Consider the following 16,492-nt stretch of genomic DNA (forward strand, 5'->3'; position numbering starts at 1 on the left):
TCCGATCATGAGTATTTGATACAAAGCGAGGGCAAGATTCATTCCGCGGCCTCCAGGTGAAGCACGGCCTTGCGGCGCAACGGGCGCGAGAACAGACCAGCCAGATCGCCTGCCTGTTCGTAGAAATGCACGGGCGTGAAGACCAGTTCGATGGCCCATTTGGTGGACAGGCCTTCGGCCTCCAGCGGGTTGGCGAGGCCAAGACCGCAGATCGTCAGGTCGGGCCGCGCGGCGCGGGCGCGGTCGAGTTGTTTATCGACATCCTGCCCTTCGGAGATTTGTGGGCCAGCGGGCAGCAGGTCGAGGTCGGGACCGTGCAAAGCATCGTGGATATAGGGGCTGCCGACCTCGATCGCGGTCATGCCGCATTCGCGGGTCAGGAAACGCGCCAGTGGGATTTCCAGCTGGCTATCGGGGAAGAAAAAGACGGATTTGCCGCGCAACACCTCTGCCGCTTGGGCGATGGCCTTTTGCGCACGGGCGCGGGGGGCGGCGGTCACAGCATCGAATGTTGCGTCGCTGACGCCGAATTCGGTGGCGATGGCGCGCAGCCAGGCGGTGGTGCCTTCGTCGCCAAAGGGGAAAGGGGCAGCCAGATGGCGGGCACCGCGGCGTTGCAGGGCGGCATGGGTTTCGCCAAGGAAAGGCTGGACCAAAGCAAAGACGGTATTGGGACCAACTGCAGTCGTGTCATCAATCCGCCGCGCGGGCAGCAGACGGACGGGGCCGACGCCCATGTCAGCCAGCAGCGACAGCATCTGATCCTCGACCACATCGGGCAATGCACCGACGACCAGCAATTCGCGGGCTTCGGTGGATTTCAGCACGGGGACCATGCAGGCAAGGCAGGCATCTTCACCTTCGGTGAATGTCGTCTCGATCCCGGAACCGGAATAATTCAGCACCCGCACATGCGGCGCATGGATCTGGGACAGGCGTTCAGCGGCTTTGGCCAGATCGATCTTGATCACTTCGGACGGGCAGGACCCGACGAGGAACAATTGCCGGATATCGGGGCGGCGTTCCAGCAGGCGGGCGACCTCGCGGTCGATTTCGACCTGCGCGTCCTTCATGCCTGCCAGATCGGTTTCTTCCAGAATCGCTGTGCCGAATCGGGGTTCGGCGAAAATCATCACACCGGCGGCCGATTGCAGCAGATGCGCGCAGGTCCGCGATCCGACCACCAGAAAGAAGGCATCCTGCATCTTGCGGTGCAGCCAGATGATTCCAGTCAACCCGCAGAACACCTCACGCTGGCCGCGTTCCTTGAGGACGGGCGCAGTCCGGCAACCGCCATTGGAAGGGGTCAAGGCGTTCATGTGCGGGCCTCCGCGTCAAGGCGGGCCATCCGCAGTTTCCACAGGAACTGACCTGCGTTGATGATGTAGGCAGCATAGGCGGCGAGCGCGACATACATCAGCGCGTCAGGGGCCATGCTGCCGGTCAGCAGAGCGATCATGTACCAGCTATGCAGCGCGATTACGCCAAAGCTGAACACATCTTCCCAAAAGAAGGCGGGGGCGAAAAGGTATTGACCAAAAACGACTTTTTCCCAGATTGCGCCGGTGATCATGATCACGATCAGAAAGATTGTCTTGATCACGATGGAGAGAGTCGCCGCCTCATACCCGGCACCCGTCGCGAGATACCGCAGCACCAGACCGAGCGAGATCAGGAAAACCAGAAACTGCACCGGGGCCAGAATGCCCTGCACCAAAGTCCAGCGAGTATTGTCACGGCGGGCACGTTCGGCGTCTGAATACAGCCGCTTTGCCGCAGGGCGACCGCGGGATGATACGCTTCCCGATGCGGTGCTGATTACGGACATGAACGTGGCCTCCACTGATTGCTTGGACCCAGACTAGGGGCGATCAGGGGGATGTGTCAACTTTAACTTACACATATGTCATGCTGTGCGTAAGTTCGTCGCACAGGCCCCTGACACCACTCATCCCCCATGTTTATCAGCGCCTTAAGCAACAGCGTCAGCGGAGTTTTGCAGCGTGTGTCAATTTTCTTTGACATTCAGGGTCACACAACGGACAATGATACCTATATTGTAGCTATGCGCAAAAGCTGGCTACAAACGGGAGCGGATATGGCTGATCGCCACAACATAGACGTCATGGGGGACAAAGGGTCCACCAAGCGTCCGAAAGGTTCCCCCCGTTCGGCTGTTGGGCTGACACTGGTGCCCAGCGTTGACCGCCAGCTTGATGACAACATTCTTGGCACGATGCGCGCCGCCGCCCTTGGCGCAGACCGAGAGAATTGCACATCTGTTCTTGACCGGGCTTTGGCCGCGGGCATTGCGCGCGACGACATTGCGGATTTTTACATCCCCGAACTTGCGCGCGAGATGGGTGTCGATTGGTGTGAAGATACGCTCAGCTTTGCGTCAGTAACGATAGGCGTGTCGCGCCTGCAGGCAATGCTCCGCGCCTTGGGTCCGGAATGGGCGGGCGATCAATCAGCCAATCCCGCGGCTCCATCGATCATGCTGATCGTCGGGCAGGATGTTTATCATACGCTGGGTGCGATGGTGCTCGGCGGGCAATTGCGGCGCAAAGGCCTGTCAGTACGCCTGATGCTGGGCGCACAAAATCATGAACTAGCTGAAAAATTAGCCAAGACAAGATATGACGCCGTGTTCATTTCATCTTCTTTGGGTGAAACCCTTGAATCACTGCGCCGGATCGTTGATGTAGTGCGCAAATCTTGCAAAACGTCATTGCCGGTCGTGATCGGCGGAACCATTCTTGAGACCGAAACATTGTATGACGTGATGTCCCTGACCGGCGCGGATTATGCGACTTCTTTCCCGAACGAAGCGTTAGAGCTTTGCGGGCTGACAACAAAATATCTGAAGATCGCGCCAAATCTGCGTGAGGTTTAGATCATGCAGGGGCACATCCCCAAAGGAACGCGACCATGACCTCGCGCGGCGCGAAATACTGGGATAGCGGCGCGATCCCTTTGATTGCTCCTGAAGTGTTGGGCGATATCATTGCGGATGTGGCCGATCTGGCCATGGTGATTTCCGAAACCGGGCAGGTCCTGTCCGTGATTGTGAACCCAGCCAATCCGTCATTCCTTGTTCTGGAACATTGGGAAGGCAAGGATATCCGCGATTCGCTCGCCGTGGAAAGCCTCCCGAAATTCGAAAGCCGTCTAAAGGAATTTCTGGATGGCAGCGGCAATGTCAAACCTGTCGAACTGAACCATTCACGCGAGGTCAGCGACTGGGATTCGCCGGTCCGCTACAGTTTCCACCGCATCGCCCCTGACGGCGCGATCCTGATGCTGGGCCGCGATCTGCGCGCGATCGCAGAAATGCAGCAGCAGCTGATCAAGGCGCAGCTTGCGCTGGAACGCGATTATGAGGTGCAGCGCGAGTTTGACACAAGATTCCGCGTATTGCTTGGCAGTATGGCCGAACCTGTGCTGTTCGTCTCTGTTCAAAGCGGCGAGATTACCGAAGCCAATGCTGCTGCCACAACCTTGCTCGACCGCTCGCGCGATGATCTGATCGGCAATCCACTGCTCAGCTGTTTTGAAAGCCGCAAACGTGGTGACCTGATCGAGGCGCTGACCACGCTCGCCATTTCCGAACGCAGCGACGGGATGAAGATCGAATTGCGTGGAAAGTCCAAGATCGTGCAGGTCGCGCCGACATTGTTCCGCGCGGCGGGTGAACGTATCCTGCTCTGCCGGATCATTCCCGATGATGACAACAGTCTGAAGGCTGACAATCTGGCCCGCAACATGCAGGACCTCTATATCAGCGGACCCGAGGCCATTGTATTTGCATCAGAAAACGGTGACGTCCTGTCCGCCAATGACGCTTTCCTTGATCTGATCGATGTCGCCCATGACATCAATGTGCGCGGTCGCAGTCTGGCCGATTACCTGCAACGCGGCAGTGTCGATCTGAAGGTCATGACCGAAAACGCCACCCGTGCGGGCCGTATGCGGATCTACGCCACCAAGATCGCGGGCCAATATGGCAGCCCCCGCGCGGTCGAGATTTCGGTGACGAAACTGCATGCCGGAACCCATTCCGTCTTTGCCTTCGTGATGCGCGATTCCAATCATGCCGACACCAGCCGCGGCGGCATGCTGCCGACGAATGACGAAAGCATGCGGTCGGTCGTGGAACTGGTGGGCAGTGCCACGCTCAAGGATATCGTCGCAGAAACCACCAATGTCGTCGAAAAGATGTGTATCGAAACCGCCGTGTCGCTGACGATGAACAACCGCGTCGCCGCAGCCGAGATGCTGGGCCTGTCGCGGCAATCGCTTTACGTCAAGCTGCGCAAATTCGATCTGCTCAGCCGCGACACCGACGACAATTAACGCGGGCTGCGTTTCGCTAGGATCCGCTGCAATGTCCGCCGATGCATCGACAGCCGCCGCGCGGTTTCGGATACGTTGCGGTCACACAGCTCATAGACCCGCTGGATATGTTCCCAACGGACGCGGTCCGCGCTCATCGGGTTTTCGGGCGGCGGCGGCAGACCATCGGTCAGTGCCAGCAAGGCATTGGTGACATCAGTCGCATCCGCAGGCTTTGCCAGATAATCAGTTGCGCCGATCTTGACCGCGGCCACGGCCGTGGCAATCGCACCATATCCCGTCAGCACGACGATCCGACTTTCCGGGCGACGCGCGCGCAGCGTTTCAACGACATCCAGACCATTGCCATCCTCCAGCCGCAGATCGACCACGGCATAAGCAGGCGGGCGGGCTGTTGCGATGGCCTTGCCAGCGGCGACCGATCCGGCCATCTCGACCTCGAACCCGCGTTTTTCCATGGCTTTTGCCAGCCGTTTGAGGAAAGCATCATCATCATCCACCAAAAGCAGCGATTTATCATCGCCAAGGTCCAATGCTTCGGTACTCATCTCGGTCATCCTTGATCTTGTTGCCAAGGAAGTAGGACGCGCCCTGCACCCGTCAACATTGCGCCGACTGCCGCCGATTGGTCGCATTGCTTGCCTGCATCGCAGCGCTTATCACAATCCCATCAGGCAAAGGGTGTCAGGGCAGATGTCCATTACCGAATTCGAAGGATTTCACGATCAGGAACGCAGCAATTGGGTGCGGCTGCGCACGCTTGTCACCCTACGTTGGTTTGCCGCTTTGGGTCAGGCAATTGCCGCAATCGTCGCGGCGCGGCTCTATGACCTTGATTTCCAATACGGATTGGTCGGTATCGTCATCGCCAGTTCGGTGCTAGCCAATATCCTGTCCTATTTCAGCAACCCCGAGAACAAACGCCTGTCCGAACGCGAGGCGACGCTTTGGCTATTCTTCGATCTGATGCAATTGGGGGTTCTGCTGTTCCTGACCGGCGGGCTGAACAATCCCTTTGCCTTGCTGGTGCTTGCGCCTGTCACGATTGCAGCGACGGTCCTGCAACTGAAAAGCACCGCTTTTCTGGGTGTGACTGCAATTTTACTGATCACATTGATCAGCCAGTTCAGCATGCCACTGACGACGCAAAGCGGCTTTATCCTTGCTCTGCCGCTGTTGTTTCAGTTCGGGTTCTGGCTGGCGCTGGTGATCGGCGTGGTCTTTCTGGCGATCTATGCGCGTCAGGTCACAACCGAAATGCATGCGATGGGCGAGGCTTTGCTGGCCACCCAGTTGGCTCTCGCCCGCGAACAGAAACTGACCGATCTGGGCGGGGTGATCGCGGCGGCAGCGCATGAGCTGGGCACGCCTTTGGCCACGATCAAACTGGTCAGCACCGAATTGATGGAAGAGCTGGAAAACCACCCCGAACTTTTGGAAGACGCCAGTCTGATCCGGTCGCAGGCCGACCGTTGCCGCGATATTCTGCATTCCATGGGCCGCGCGGGCAAGGACGACCTGCATCTGCGCCAAGCCCCGTTGGAAACTGTCGTGCGTGAAGCCGCTGAACCGCATGTCGGCCGTGGCAAGATCGTCACTTTCGAAATCCTGCCTGAAGAAGGTGCCAACCAGACCCAGCCCGTGATCAGGCGCAGGCCAGAAATTGTCCATGGTCTGCGCAACCTGATCCAGAATGCGGTCGATTTTTCCCAAAGTGAGGTATGGATCGACATGACCTGGTCGGACAGCACGATCAGCCTGCGTATTTCCGACGATGGCAGCGGCTTTCCGCAATCTGTGATCGGGCGGATCGGTGACCCCTATGTCCGCCGCCGCCGCTATGCCGAAGATGGAATCCGCCGCCCCGGATATGAAGGCATGGGGCTCGGCCTGTTTATCGCCAAGACATTGTTGGAACGCTCCGGCGCGCATCTGACCTTTTCCAACAGCCGCCGCCATGGCCATGCGAGCTGGACCGGACAAGCCACGGGTGGCGCGATCATCGATGTCGTCTGGCCGCGCGAAAAGGTGGTTTCCACGGAAAAAGGCACAACACCGGCGCTCGGGGCCAATGTGCCGATCAATCCCTGGCCGTGATGCGCGCGCAGCCTTAACCGGAATTTAACCCGCCTTATGGCATAGTCGACGGATCACCACAGGCAAGGACCAGGATCATGTCGGCAACACTTTTGACACTCGCGGCGCTGGCCGTGGCAACAGCCATGGGCGCGGCTTTGACCTATTACAGGCTTGCGCCTGTCAGGCCCGCGGTGCCGCGGGATGAACCTGTCTTGGCCGGGCCAGTGTTCCTCTTTGGCGGCGATGATCTGATCGACACCACAGCAGATGCGCAGCAAATGATCGCGCCCTATGCGCATATGTCGGACCGCGATGCGGTGCTGCACGTACTGGCACCGCATTTTCCCGCTTTGGCCGATTATGTGATCAGCCCTGTGCAACGGCGCTGTCGCATAGCGCATTGCCGTGACGATGACCTCTGGCTCGATATCGACTGGCCTGCGGGGCAATTGCGCGTCGCAGTCATGGGCACCTCGCACGCCCGCAGCCTTGGCGCACAATTTATCGACAGGGTGCATCACGATGAACTGGCACTTTTGCAGGATATTGCCCGCTACACACCGCAGCTGATCTGGCGCACGGATAAGGATGGCGCGATCACCTGGGCAAATCAGGCCTATCTTGATCTCTGGGATCAGCACAATCCGGACAGCGCCCTGCCGCTGGCACAGCGAATCCTGTTTGCAGGTCCTTGTGGGAAAACGACGGATCGATCGCCCAGCCTACGGCGGATCGCGGTGCAGGGCGCGCAACACCAGGCCGAGCTTTGGTTCGATGTCACCTCGCTCCGGCAGGACTCCGGGACGCTGCATTTCGCCAGTGACGCCAATGCCGCCGTGCGCGCCGACCAGGAACGGCGGAATTTCGTGCAGACCTTGGGCAAGACCTTTGCCGAATTATCAATAGGGTTGGCGATCTTTGACAAGCACCGGCGTTTGGCCACGTTCAACCCCGCATTGCTGGATATGACACGGCTGGGGTTTGACTTTCTCAGCGCCCGGCCGTCGATTGATACTGTGCTGGACCGGCTGCGTGAAACCCGCTTTCTGCCCGAACCAAAAGATTACGCATCTTGGCGCGATCAGTTTACCGCCGTCGAAACCGCCGCCAAAAACGGCACCTATAGCGAGGTATGGAATCTGCACGATGGTCAGGCCTTTCGCGTCACCGGCAGGCCGCATCCTGATGGCGCCTTTGCTTTTCTGTTCGAAGATATCACCGCCGATCTGTCCCTGACCCGGCGGTTCCGGTCGGATCTTGAAACCAGTCAGGCCGTGCTGGATGCGCTGCCCGATGCAGTGGCGGTGTTTTCCATGGCGGGGACATTGGTGATGTTCAACCGCGCCTATCGGCTGTTGTGGGGAATGCAGGCCGACACCGGGCTGGAACATCGTGGGCTAGAGGCTGAATTGAACGTCTGGCAATCACGCTCCATCGATACCGGCACATGGGCCGAACTGGTACAATTCATCCACCAGCAAGGCCCGCGCCAGCCGTGGACCGATGAAGCCTTGCTCGCCGATGGGCGACGGCTGCGCTGCCACATTGGCCCTATCGCAGGTGGCATGACGATGGTGCGCTTCGTGCCTGACCCGGCGGGCTTGCCCGCCCTGCGCAAACTGACCCAGATCGATCCTGCGATCCGTGTGGCAAAACGCTAATTTGGTCTTGCAGGCACTGCCACAGACCATAGAGTCCGGCCATGACATCCCGCCAGATCAGCCTTACCGATGAAGCGGCCACCAATCGCTTTGCCAGCGCGGTGGCGGCCCTGTTGCGCCCCGGCGATACGATCCTGCTGCAAGGCCCGATTGGCGCTGGCAAATCCGCCTTTGCCCGTGGCGTGATCCGCGCCCGTCTGGGCCGGATGGAGGATGTACCATCGCCGACCTTTACCCTCGTCCAGACTTATGAAGCGCCGGATGGTGATATCTGGCATTGCGATCTCTACCGTCTGACCCATCCTGATGAGGTGCTGGAACTTGGGCTGGAAGAGGCGTTTCAAAACGCGATCTGCCTGATCGAATGGCCCGACAGGCTCGGCCCCGATACGCCAGACCATGCGCTGACCCTGACCTTTGCCGCCCGGGCCGATGATCATCTGGTGACTTTCGATGCGCCACCGGCATGGCAGAACCGCCTGACAGACCTGCATGTCTGATCGGGATACCGCCATCGCCGCGTTTCTGACGCAGACAGGCCATCAATGCTGGGCACAGCAGGTGATTGCTGCAGATGCCTCCAGCCGCCGCTATCTGCGGCTGACGCATGGCGCGCAATCCGTCATCTTGATGGATGCGCCGCCTGCATCGGGCGAAGATATTCGCCCCTTCACCCGCATTGCTGGTATCCTCTCTGATGCGGGCCTGTCCGCCCCCGCGATATTGGCGCAGGATGCGGCAACAGGTCTGCTGTTGTTATCCGACCTCGGGCCCGATGACGTGGCAGACCAGATCGACCAGCACCCGACAGAGACCTTGCAAATCTACCGCGCCAGTGTCGATGTGCTGATCCATCTGGCCAAGGTCGCGCCACCGGACCTGACCCGCCTGACACCGGACCTGGCGGGCGAGATGGTGGCGATCACTGGCGATCATTACGCCCAGCGCCCGGTGCCGGAACTGGTCGCCGCAGTGACCAGCGCGATGGCGGAATTTGCGCCGATCCCTGACACTTTGGCCTTGCGCGATTATCACGCAGAAAACCTGATCTGGCGGCAGGATCAAACCGGGCTGGCAAGGGTCGGTCTGCTGGATTTTCAGGACGCTTTCATCGCGCCTTTGGGCTATGATCTCGCGTCCCTGCTGCGCGACGCAAGGCGCGATGTGCCAGAGGATATTTGCACAGCGATGACCGCATATTTCAGCACGGCAACAGGCGCAGGCCCGGATTTTCCCGCGCAACTGGCCTGCCTTGGCGCGCAGCGCAACCTGCGCATTCTGGGTGTCTTCGCGCGGCTTGCCCGGCAGATGGGCAAGACCCGCTACATTCCAATGATCCCCCGCGTCTGGGCGCAATTGCAAAAGGATTTGCGCCATCCTGCGCTGGCCGATCTGCGCACGGTGGTGGATGACCTGCTGCCCGCACCCGATGCAGCGTTACTCGCAAGGTTGCAGCCATGACATTCCCCCTGATGCTCTTCGCCGCTGGGCTTGGCACCCGGATGGGTGATCTGGTCAAGGACCGCCCGAAACCATTGGTGCGGGTCGCGGGCAAACCGCTGATTGATCATGCGCTGGCCTTTACCGACCTGCCGGAGATCGCGCCAAAGGTGGTGAACCTGCATTATCGCGCCGATCAGATACGCGATCATCTGGCGGGTCGCGATGTCGTGTTTTCCGATGAAACCGATCATCTGCGCGAAACCGGCGGCGGGCTGCGCCATGCTATGCCCTTGCTCGGCGCCAGCCCGGTGATCACGATGAATACGGATGCGGTATGGCGCGGGCCGAATCCGATCGCGCATCTGATCGCAAATTGGCGGGATGAGATGCAGGCGCTGCTGCTGATCGTCCCGAAACCCGACGCTGTCGGGCATAAGGGCGCGGGTGATTTTGCCCGCGACGCCGATGGTCGGTTGCACCGCGGACCTGACACGATCAAAAATAAGATTTACACCGGCGTGCAGATCATCCGCACCGATCTGCTGGATGAGGTCGCGCAGGAGGCGTTTTCGCTGAACCTGATCTGGGACAAGATGCAGGCCAGCGGCGGGCTTTATGGCACAATATATGACGGGCAATGGTGCGATGTCGGGCAACCCGCCAGCATCCCCTTGGCAGAGGCGATGTTGCATGTTTGACCCCACCACCGGCCCGCGCATTTTCGGCGAACCCTGCGGCGTGGATTTCGCCAAAGGCGTCGTGGACGGGTTGATGGCCCGCGCGCAAGGCATGCCGCCAGAGGATTTGGCGCGCGTTGAAATCTACGTCAACTCCGCCCGGATGCAGCGCCGGATCAGGGCGATGTTTGACGCGGGGCCGGCCTTGCTGTTGCCGCGCATCCGGCTGATCACCGATCTGGCCAAAGACCCGGTGTCGCGTGATATTCCACCTGCTGTCGCGCCCTTGCAGCGGCGTTTGCAATTGTCGCAACTGGTGGCGCGGTTGCTGGAACAGGAACCTGATCTGGCCCCGCGCACGGCGCTTTATGATCTGTCTGACAGTCTGGCCGCGCTGATGGATGAAATGCAGGGTGAAGGGGTCAGCCCCGATGCCATTGCCGCTTTGGATGTCAGCGACCAATCCGGTCATTGGGCGCGCGCGCAGCGGTTTTTGAACATCATCGGGCAGTTTTTTGATACAACGTCAGAGCCCGATACCGAGGCACGGCAAAGGCGGGTGATCGAAACGCTCACCACGCGCTGGGCCGATGCGCCGCCCAATCATCCGGTGATCGTGGCAGGCTCTACCGGGTCGCGCGGTGCGACGGCTTTGTTCATGCAGGCGGTGGCAAAGCTGCCGCAGGGGGCGATCATCCTGCCGGGTTATGACAGCGACCTGCCGGATGCCGTCTGGTCTGCGATGGATGACGGGATGACGCATGAGGATCATCCGCAATTCCGGTTCAAACATCTGATGGATGTGATCGGCTTTGGCCCGGGGGATGTGGCGCGCTGGTCCGATCTTGCACCGCACCGCCCGGCGCGGAACAGATTGATATCATTGTCCCTGCGGCCTGCGCCAGTGACCAGCCAATGGTTGCAGGAAGGTCCCGATCTGGGCTATCTGATCGCCGCAACGGACGGGTTGACGCTGGTGGAGGCCGCTTCACCACGGGCCGAGGCGGAAACCATCGCGCTGCGTCTGCGCCAAGCGGTGGAAGAGGGGATCACCGCCGCCCTGATCTCGCCTGACCGCATGCTGACGCGGCAGGTCACGGCGGCGCTGGATCTTTGGGGGATCAGGCCGGATGACAGCGCCGGTCTGCCTTTGCAGCTGTCCCCGCCGGGGCGGATGCTGCGGCATGTCGCGGATCTGTTCGGGGTGCAATTGACGGGCGAGGCTTTGCTGACCCTGCTGAAACACCCGCTTTGCCATTCCGACCATCCTGACCGGGGCAACCATCTGCGCCTGACGCATGATCTGGAACTGCATTTACGCCGACATGGGCCGCCGTTTCCGACAGGTCAGACCTTGCTGGATTGGGCCAAGAAACGCGATGGCCGCGACCTTTGGGCACAGTGGCTGGCGGGGCTGATCAGCGGGCTGGAGCTTCACGGCGACATGCATTTGTCGGACCATCTGGATGGTCATTTAGCGCTGACCGAAGCGTTCTGCGCCGGTGTCGCCAAGCCCGGTGCCGGTGGTCTGTGGGCCGAGGCGGCGGGCCGCGAAGCGCGCCGCATCTGCGACGACCTGCGCCATCATGCCGGTGCGGGTGGTGTCATGTCACCCCGCGATTATGCCGCTTTGTTCGGGAAAATCCTGTCCGCAGGCGTCGTGCGTGACCGCGATTCCGGGCATCCGCAAGTGCTGATCTTCGGCCCGCGCGAGGCGCGTGAACAAGGTGCCGATCTGACCATTCTTGGCGGCATGAATGACGGTGTCTGGCCAGAGGCACCGCCGCCTGATCCGTGGCTGAACCGGATGATGCGGGCGCAGGCGGGGCTGTTGCTCCCCGAACGCCGGGTCGGGTTGTCGGCGCATGATTATCAGCAGGCGATTGCCGGGGGTGATGTCTGGATCACGCGGGCGAAGCGATCCTCGGACGCGGAAACGATCCCGTCGCGCTGGATCAACCGGCTAGTCAACCTGCTGGGCGGCTTGCCCGATCAGGGCGGGAAGGTCGCGCTGGATCAGATGCGCGCGCGGGGGGATGTCTGGCTGGCGATGGCAGCCAAGCTGGCCGCACCTGTCGATGAGACAAAGAAAGCCACCCACCCGTCGCCTTGCCCACCAATCGCCGCGCGGCCGGACCAGTTTTCGGTGACCCAGATCAAGACGCTGATCCGCGACCCCTATGCGATCTATGCGCGCAAGGTGCTGCGGCTGGACCCGCTTGATCCGCTGACGCCCAGCGCGGATGCGCCGCTGCGGGGGAATATCATCCACGACATTCTGGAAGATTTCATCAAGCTGAACCATGCGCCCGATGACCTTGACGCCTTGCTGCGGCTGGCCGCGCAGCATTTTACCGAAAAATGCCCATGGCCCACGATCTGCGCGCAGTGGATGGCGCGGTTTGCGCTGGCGGCAGAGGCTTTTGTCGCGGCAGAGGTTGACCGCCACGCAAGGTCCGACACGCGCTTGGTCGAGGAAAAGGGCGCATTGCTGATCGCGCCGGTCGGCGTGACGCTGACCTGCAAGGCTGACCGGATCGATCTGACGCACGAGGGCACCGCAGTGCTTTATGATTACAAGACCGGCACCTTGCCCAGCAAACCGCAGCAGGAAAAATTCGACAAACAATTGCTGCTGGAGGTCGCGATGGTCGAACGCGGCGGTTTTCCCAAGGTCGGGCCGGTGCAGGTGGAAGACGCGCTGTTTGTCAGCATCAAACCCGATGCCCGCATTGTTCCCGCGCCGATGAAGGACAGCCCGACCGATGTGACCTTGGCCGAACTGACGGCGCTATTCGCGCATTGGCAGCAGCCGGGCAGCGGCTATACCGCGCGATATGCGTTGTTTTCCAAGAATGATACCGGCAGCTATGATCATCTGTCGCGCTTTGGCGAATGGGACAGCAGCGATGCGCCTGACCCGCAGGTGCTGACATGATCCGCGACGCCGCCACGCAAAGGCAGGTCGATGCCGCCAATCCGCAGGTGTCGACCTGGCTGGCCGCCAATGCGGGGTCGGGCAAGACCCGCGTGTTGACCGACCGTGTGGCGCGGTTGTTGCTGGATGATGTGTCGCCGCAGAATATCCTCTGCCTGACCTATACCAAGGCAGCGGCGGCCGAGATGCAGAACCGGCTGTTCAAACGCCTAGGCGCCTGGGCGATGATGCAGGATGATGCCTTGCGCGCCGATCTGCGCAATCTGGGTGTGGACCGGGCGATTGATGCCGAGCAGTTGCGCGCGGCGCGCACGCTCTTTGCCCGCGCGATTGAAACGCCGGGCGGGCTGAAAATCCAGACGATCCATTCTTTCTGCGCCGGTGTGCTGCGGCGGTTCCCGTTAGAGGCTGGTGTCAGCCCGCAATTCCGCGAGATGGAGGACCGCGCCGCGCAATTGCTGCGGGCCGAGGTGATGGATCAATTGGTGCAGGGCGATGCGGCGGATGTCGTGCAACACTTGCTGACGCTATTCACCGGCGATGATCTGGGCAAGCTGACGGCAGAGGTGACGCGGCACAAGGATGCGTTCCTGCGCGATGCCGATATCGCTGGCACGCTGGGATTGGGCGACAGTCCGCGCCGGGAGGAGGCCTTTGCCATCGCCTTTACCGGCGAGGAGGCGTATATCGCGGCCCAGATGGCAGAGCTGTTTGCCGATCAATCCGCGACCTATAAGAACCTGAGCCGGGAATTGCAGGCGCTGGACCTGAAAAACCCAGATTGGCCTGTGTTAGAGACGCTTTTCAAAAAACTGCTCTATGCCGATTACCAATCCAAATCACGCAACTTTCCCCAAAGCAACCATGGCAAAGCGGTGGAGGCGATGGCCCCAATCGCCGAGGCTGTCCATGATTGGATGGACCGTGTTGCTGCCGCCAAACAGCATCTGTTCGCGATGGATGCCTATGACCGGACCTGCGCGCTTTATGCCTTTGGCCGCGCCTTTGTGCCGGCTTATGAGGCGCGCAAGCTGGCGATGGGGGCGCTTGATTTCGACGATCTGATTAATAAGGCGCGCGCATTGCTGACGGATACCGCTGTGGCGCAATGGGTGCTGTTCCGGCTGGATGGCGGGATCGACCATGTGTTGGTAGATGAGGCGCAAGATACCAGCCCCGCGCAATGGGATGTGATCGAAAAACTGACGCAGGAATTCGCCGCCGGGGCCGGATCGCGACCTAACCGGGAACGGACAGTCTTTGTCGTGGGTGACAAAAAGCAATCTATCTATTCCTTCCAGGGGGCTGATCCCGCTGCTTTTGACAAGATGAAATTGCACTTTCGCAACGCGCATGCCGCAATCGAGAAAACGTTTGAGATCACGTCGCTGGATCATTCGTTCCGGTCCTCGCAGGCGATCCTGTCGGTGGTCGATGCCACCTTCACCGGCGATCAGGCGGCGGGGATGGAGGATGCTTTGTCCCATATCGCCTTCAAGGATCAGATGCCGGGGCGGGTTGATCTCTGGCCGGTGATTGAACCCACCAAGACCGAGGATAATCGCCCTTGGTATGAACCTGTCGATCAGCCCGGCGATGCCGATCACCATGTCCAGATGGCGCAGCGCATTGCGGATCAGATCAGCCATATGATCGCGCATGAAACGATCCCGGTCGAGGTGGGCAATACCGGGACCTATGAACGGCGCCGGATATCGGCGGGGGATTTCCTGATCCTCGTGCAGCGCCGGTCGGAACTTTTTTCCGAGATTATCCGCGCCTGCAAATCGGCTGGTCTGAATGTCGCGGGTGCCGACCGGCTGCGCGTTGGCGCGGAACTCGCCGTCAAGGATCTGGCGGCGCTGTTGTCGTTTCTGGCGCTAGCCGAGGATGATCTGTCACTGGCCTCGGCGCTGCGGTCGCCTTTGTTTGGCTGGTCGGAGCAGGAATTATTCACGCTGGCGCATCACAGGCCCGAAAAGGGCTATCTGTGGGAGGCTTTGCGGGGGTCGCAGCACCATGAAACGCTCGCCATGCTGCACGATCTGCGTGATAAGGCGGATTTCCTGCGCCCTTACGATCTGATCGCCCGCATCCTGATCCGCCACGACGGGCGGCGCAAATTGCTGGCGCGGCTGGGGGCAGAGGCGGAGGATGGGATTGATGCTTTGCTATCGCAGGCACTCGCTTACGAATCCACCGGCGTGCCCAGTCTGACCGGTTTCCTAACTTGGATGCAGACCGACGATCTGGAGGTGAAGCGCCAGATGGACAGCCAGGGCGACAAAATCCGGGTGATGACGGTGCATGGGGCCAAGGGGCTTGAAGCCCCTATCGTCATCCTGCCCGAAACCATGAAACGCCGGAATGATTACAAGGGCGAGATTTTGCCCGCCGGTGATGCGGTGATCTGGAAAACGCCCAGCGCCGGATCAGCCGCTGCCGTTGTCGATTTGCGCGAGGCCGCCTTGGCCAAGCAGGAAGAAGAACGCCTGCGGTTGCTCTACGTCGCGATGACGCGGGCCGAGAAATGGCTGATCATCGGGGCGTCAGGCGATGTCGGCGATGGGATGGAGAGTTGGTATAATATTGCCGCCAAAGGCATAAAAGACTGCCGCGGCACGCCTGCGCTGTCAGGCGATCTGGAAGTGATCCGCGTCAGTCATCTTGACTGGGACGCGGCAGCGCTGACGGAGACACCTGTTGCGCCTGCACGTGATATCACGCTGCCAGAATTTGGCGCAGTGCCGGACATCGTGGCGGCCAAGACGCTATCACCATCAGACCTGCCGGGGGCCAAGGCATTACCGGGCGACATCATCGGCGATGAGGAAGATGCCAAAGCGCGCGGCACGTTGATCCATCTTTTGCTGGAACATCTGCCCTTGGCGGCACCTGCGGAGCGCGCTGCCTTGGGACAGACGCTGGCGCCAGATGAAACTGGGCTGATGACTGATGTCATCGCCCTGCTCGATGCGCCTGATCTGGCGCATCTGTGGGGCGCGGAGGCTTTGGTCGAGGTGCCGATCACGGCTGATCTGCCAAATATCGGGCGCATTCATGGCGCGATTGACCGGCTGATCCTGACCGATGGGGCGGTGCTGGCTGTGGATTACAAATCCAACCGGCTGGTGCCCGACAGCGCGGCACAGATACCTTTGGGCGTTCTGCGGCAACAGGCGATTTATCATGCGGCTTTGGCGCAGGTGTTTCCCGACCGACAGATCAACGTGGCGATCCTGTGGACTGCGACGGCGCAGCTGATGGCATTGCCCGCTGACCTACTTCACGAAACCATGACGGGTATTTCATTGCCTTGACCTATCCGCCCTGCGTTC

Annotated in this window: 12 protein-coding genes; 9 read left to right on the plus strand and 3 right to left on the minus strand. The window is 60.5% G+C overall.

The window, feature by feature from the left end; all coding sequences use genetic code 11:
- Window positions 1–38: 38 nt before the first annotated feature.
- Together VOY09_RS04370 and bchF are read right to left on the minus strand one after the other, a co-directional pair.
- On the minus strand, window positions 39–1,319 hold the full coding sequence (locus VOY09_RS04370) for a ferredoxin:protochlorophyllide reductase (ATP-dependent) subunit N (RefSeq protein ID WP_322893166.1): 1,281 nt from the start codon (window positions 1,317–1,319) through the stop codon (window positions 39–41).
- Entirely contained in the window at window positions 1,316–1,828 is a 513-nt protein-coding gene (gene bchF, locus VOY09_RS04375; protein WP_322893167.1) for a 2-vinyl bacteriochlorophyllide hydratase, read from the minus strand. The genes VOY09_RS04370 and bchF overlap by 4 nt, the downstream gene beginning before the upstream one ends.
- Before the next feature lie 270 nt (window positions 1,829–2,098).
- Here bchF and VOY09_RS04380 point away from each other — a divergent pair, with 270 nt between their 5' ends.
- Together VOY09_RS04380 and ppsR are read left to right on the plus strand one after the other, a co-directional pair.
- Complete coding sequence (locus VOY09_RS04380) at window positions 2,099–2,896, plus strand: cobalamin B12-binding domain-containing protein (RefSeq protein WP_322893168.1); 798 nt, start codon at window positions 2,099–2,101, stop codon at window positions 2,894–2,896.
- Window positions 2,897–2,931: 35 nt separating this feature from the next.
- Entirely contained in the window at window positions 2,932–4,356 is a 1,425-nt protein-coding gene (gene ppsR / locus VOY09_RS04385; RefSeq protein ID WP_322893169.1) for a transcriptional regulator PpsR, read from the plus strand.
- Here the strand turns inward: ppsR and VOY09_RS04390 are convergent.
- Window positions 4,353–4,913 carry an ActR/PrrA/RegA family redox response regulator transcription factor gene (locus tag VOY09_RS04390; RefSeq protein WP_416236729.1) on the minus strand — a complete coding sequence of 187 codons (561 nt, stop codon included), beginning with the start codon at window positions 4,911–4,913 and terminating at the stop codon, window positions 4,353–4,355. The two genes, ppsR and VOY09_RS04390, sit on opposite strands and share 4 nt — an antisense overlap.
- Window positions 4,914–5,049: 136 nt before the next feature.
- Here VOY09_RS04390 and regB point away from each other — a divergent pair, with 136 nt between their 5' ends.
- The 7 genes from regB to addA all read left to right on the plus strand — a co-directional run bounded on the left by regB (window position 5,050) and on the right by addA (window position 16,474).
- Entirely contained in the window at window positions 5,050–6,453 is a 1,404-nt protein-coding gene (regB, locus tag VOY09_RS04395; protein ID WP_322893170.1) for a sensor histidine kinase RegB, read from the plus strand.
- 77 nt (window positions 6,454–6,530) lie between these two features.
- Window positions 6,531–8,096 (plus strand): PAS-domain containing protein, encoded by a 1,566-nt coding sequence (locus tag VOY09_RS04400; protein WP_322893171.1) that lies wholly within the window; start codon window positions 6,531–6,533, stop codon window positions 8,094–8,096.
- Window positions 8,097–8,137: 41 nt separating this feature from the next.
- Window positions 8,138–8,596, plus strand: a complete 459-nt coding sequence (gene tsaE, locus VOY09_RS04405; RefSeq protein ID WP_322893172.1) for a tRNA (adenosine(37)-N6)-threonylcarbamoyltransferase complex ATPase subunit type 1 TsaE — start codon at window positions 8,138–8,140, stop codon at window positions 8,594–8,596.
- Window positions 8,589–9,557: an aminoglycoside phosphotransferase family protein gene (locus VOY09_RS04410; RefSeq protein ID WP_322893173.1), complete on the plus strand. Its 969-nt coding sequence runs from the start codon at window positions 8,589–8,591 to the stop codon at window positions 9,555–9,557. Before tsaE ends, VOY09_RS04410 begins: the two co-directional genes overlap by 8 nt.
- Window positions 9,554–10,237, plus strand: a complete 684-nt coding sequence (locus VOY09_RS04415; protein ID WP_322893174.1) for a nucleotidyltransferase family protein — start codon at window positions 9,554–9,556, stop codon at window positions 10,235–10,237. Before VOY09_RS04410 ends, VOY09_RS04415 begins: the two co-directional genes overlap by 4 nt.
- A complete protein-coding gene (locus tag VOY09_RS04420; protein ID WP_322893175.1) occupies window positions 10,230–13,154 on the plus strand; it encodes a PD-(D/E)XK nuclease family protein in 2,925 nt (974 codons plus the stop codon). Before VOY09_RS04415 ends, VOY09_RS04420 begins: the two co-directional genes overlap by 8 nt.
- On the plus strand, window positions 13,151–16,474 hold the full coding sequence (gene addA / locus VOY09_RS04425; RefSeq protein ID WP_322893176.1) for a double-strand break repair helicase AddA: 3,324 nt from the start codon (window positions 13,151–13,153) through the stop codon (window positions 16,472–16,474). Before VOY09_RS04420 ends, addA begins: the two co-directional genes overlap by 4 nt.
- Window positions 16,475–16,492 lie beyond the last annotated feature (18 nt).

The organism is Yoonia sp. 67-2, assembly GCF_035117555.1.
In the GTDB taxonomy this organism is placed as follows: Bacteria; Pseudomonadota; Alphaproteobacteria; order Rhodobacterales; family Rhodobacteraceae; genus Yoonia.

Bases quoted from the DNA above. Each gene is read 5' to 3' on its own strand.
- VOY09_RS04415 (WP_322893174.1), top strand. From the start codon at position 9,554: ATGACATTCCCCCTGATGCTCTTCGCCGCTGGGCTTGGCACCCGGATG.
- bchF (WP_322893167.1), bottom strand. From the start codon at position 1,828: ATGTCCGTAATCAGCACCGCATCGGGAAGCGTATCATCCCGCGGTCGC.
- VOY09_RS04410 (WP_322893173.1), top strand. From the start codon at position 8,589: ATGTCTGATCGGGATACCGCCATCGCCGCGTTTCTGACGCAGACAGGC.
- VOY09_RS04420 (WP_322893175.1), top strand. From the start codon at position 10,230: ATGTTTGACCCCACCACCGGCCCGCGCATTTTCGGCGAACCCTGCGGC.
- VOY09_RS04400 (WP_322893171.1), top strand. From the start codon at position 6,531: ATGTCGGCAACACTTTTGACACTCGCGGCGCTGGCCGTGGCAACAGCC.
- regB (WP_322893170.1), top strand. From the start codon at position 5,050: ATGTCCATTACCGAATTCGAAGGATTTCACGATCAGGAACGCAGCAAT.
- ppsR (WP_322893169.1), top strand. From the start codon at position 2,932: ATGACCTCGCGCGGCGCGAAATACTGGGATAGCGGCGCGATCCCTTTG.
- VOY09_RS04380 (WP_322893168.1), top strand. From the start codon at position 2,099: ATGGCTGATCGCCACAACATAGACGTCATGGGGGACAAAGGGTCCACC.
- addA (WP_322893176.1), top strand. From the start codon at position 13,151: ATGATCCGCGACGCCGCCACGCAAAGGCAGGTCGATGCCGCCAATCCG.
- VOY09_RS04390 (WP_416236729.1), bottom strand. From the start codon at position 4,913: ATGACCGAGATGAGTACCGAAGCATTGGACCTTGGCGATGATAAATCG.
- tsaE (WP_322893172.1), top strand. From the start codon at position 8,138: ATGACATCCCGCCAGATCAGCCTTACCGATGAAGCGGCCACCAATCGC.
- VOY09_RS04370 (WP_322893166.1), bottom strand. From the start codon at position 1,319: ATGAACGCCTTGACCCCTTCCAATGGCGGTTGCCGGACTGCGCCCGTC.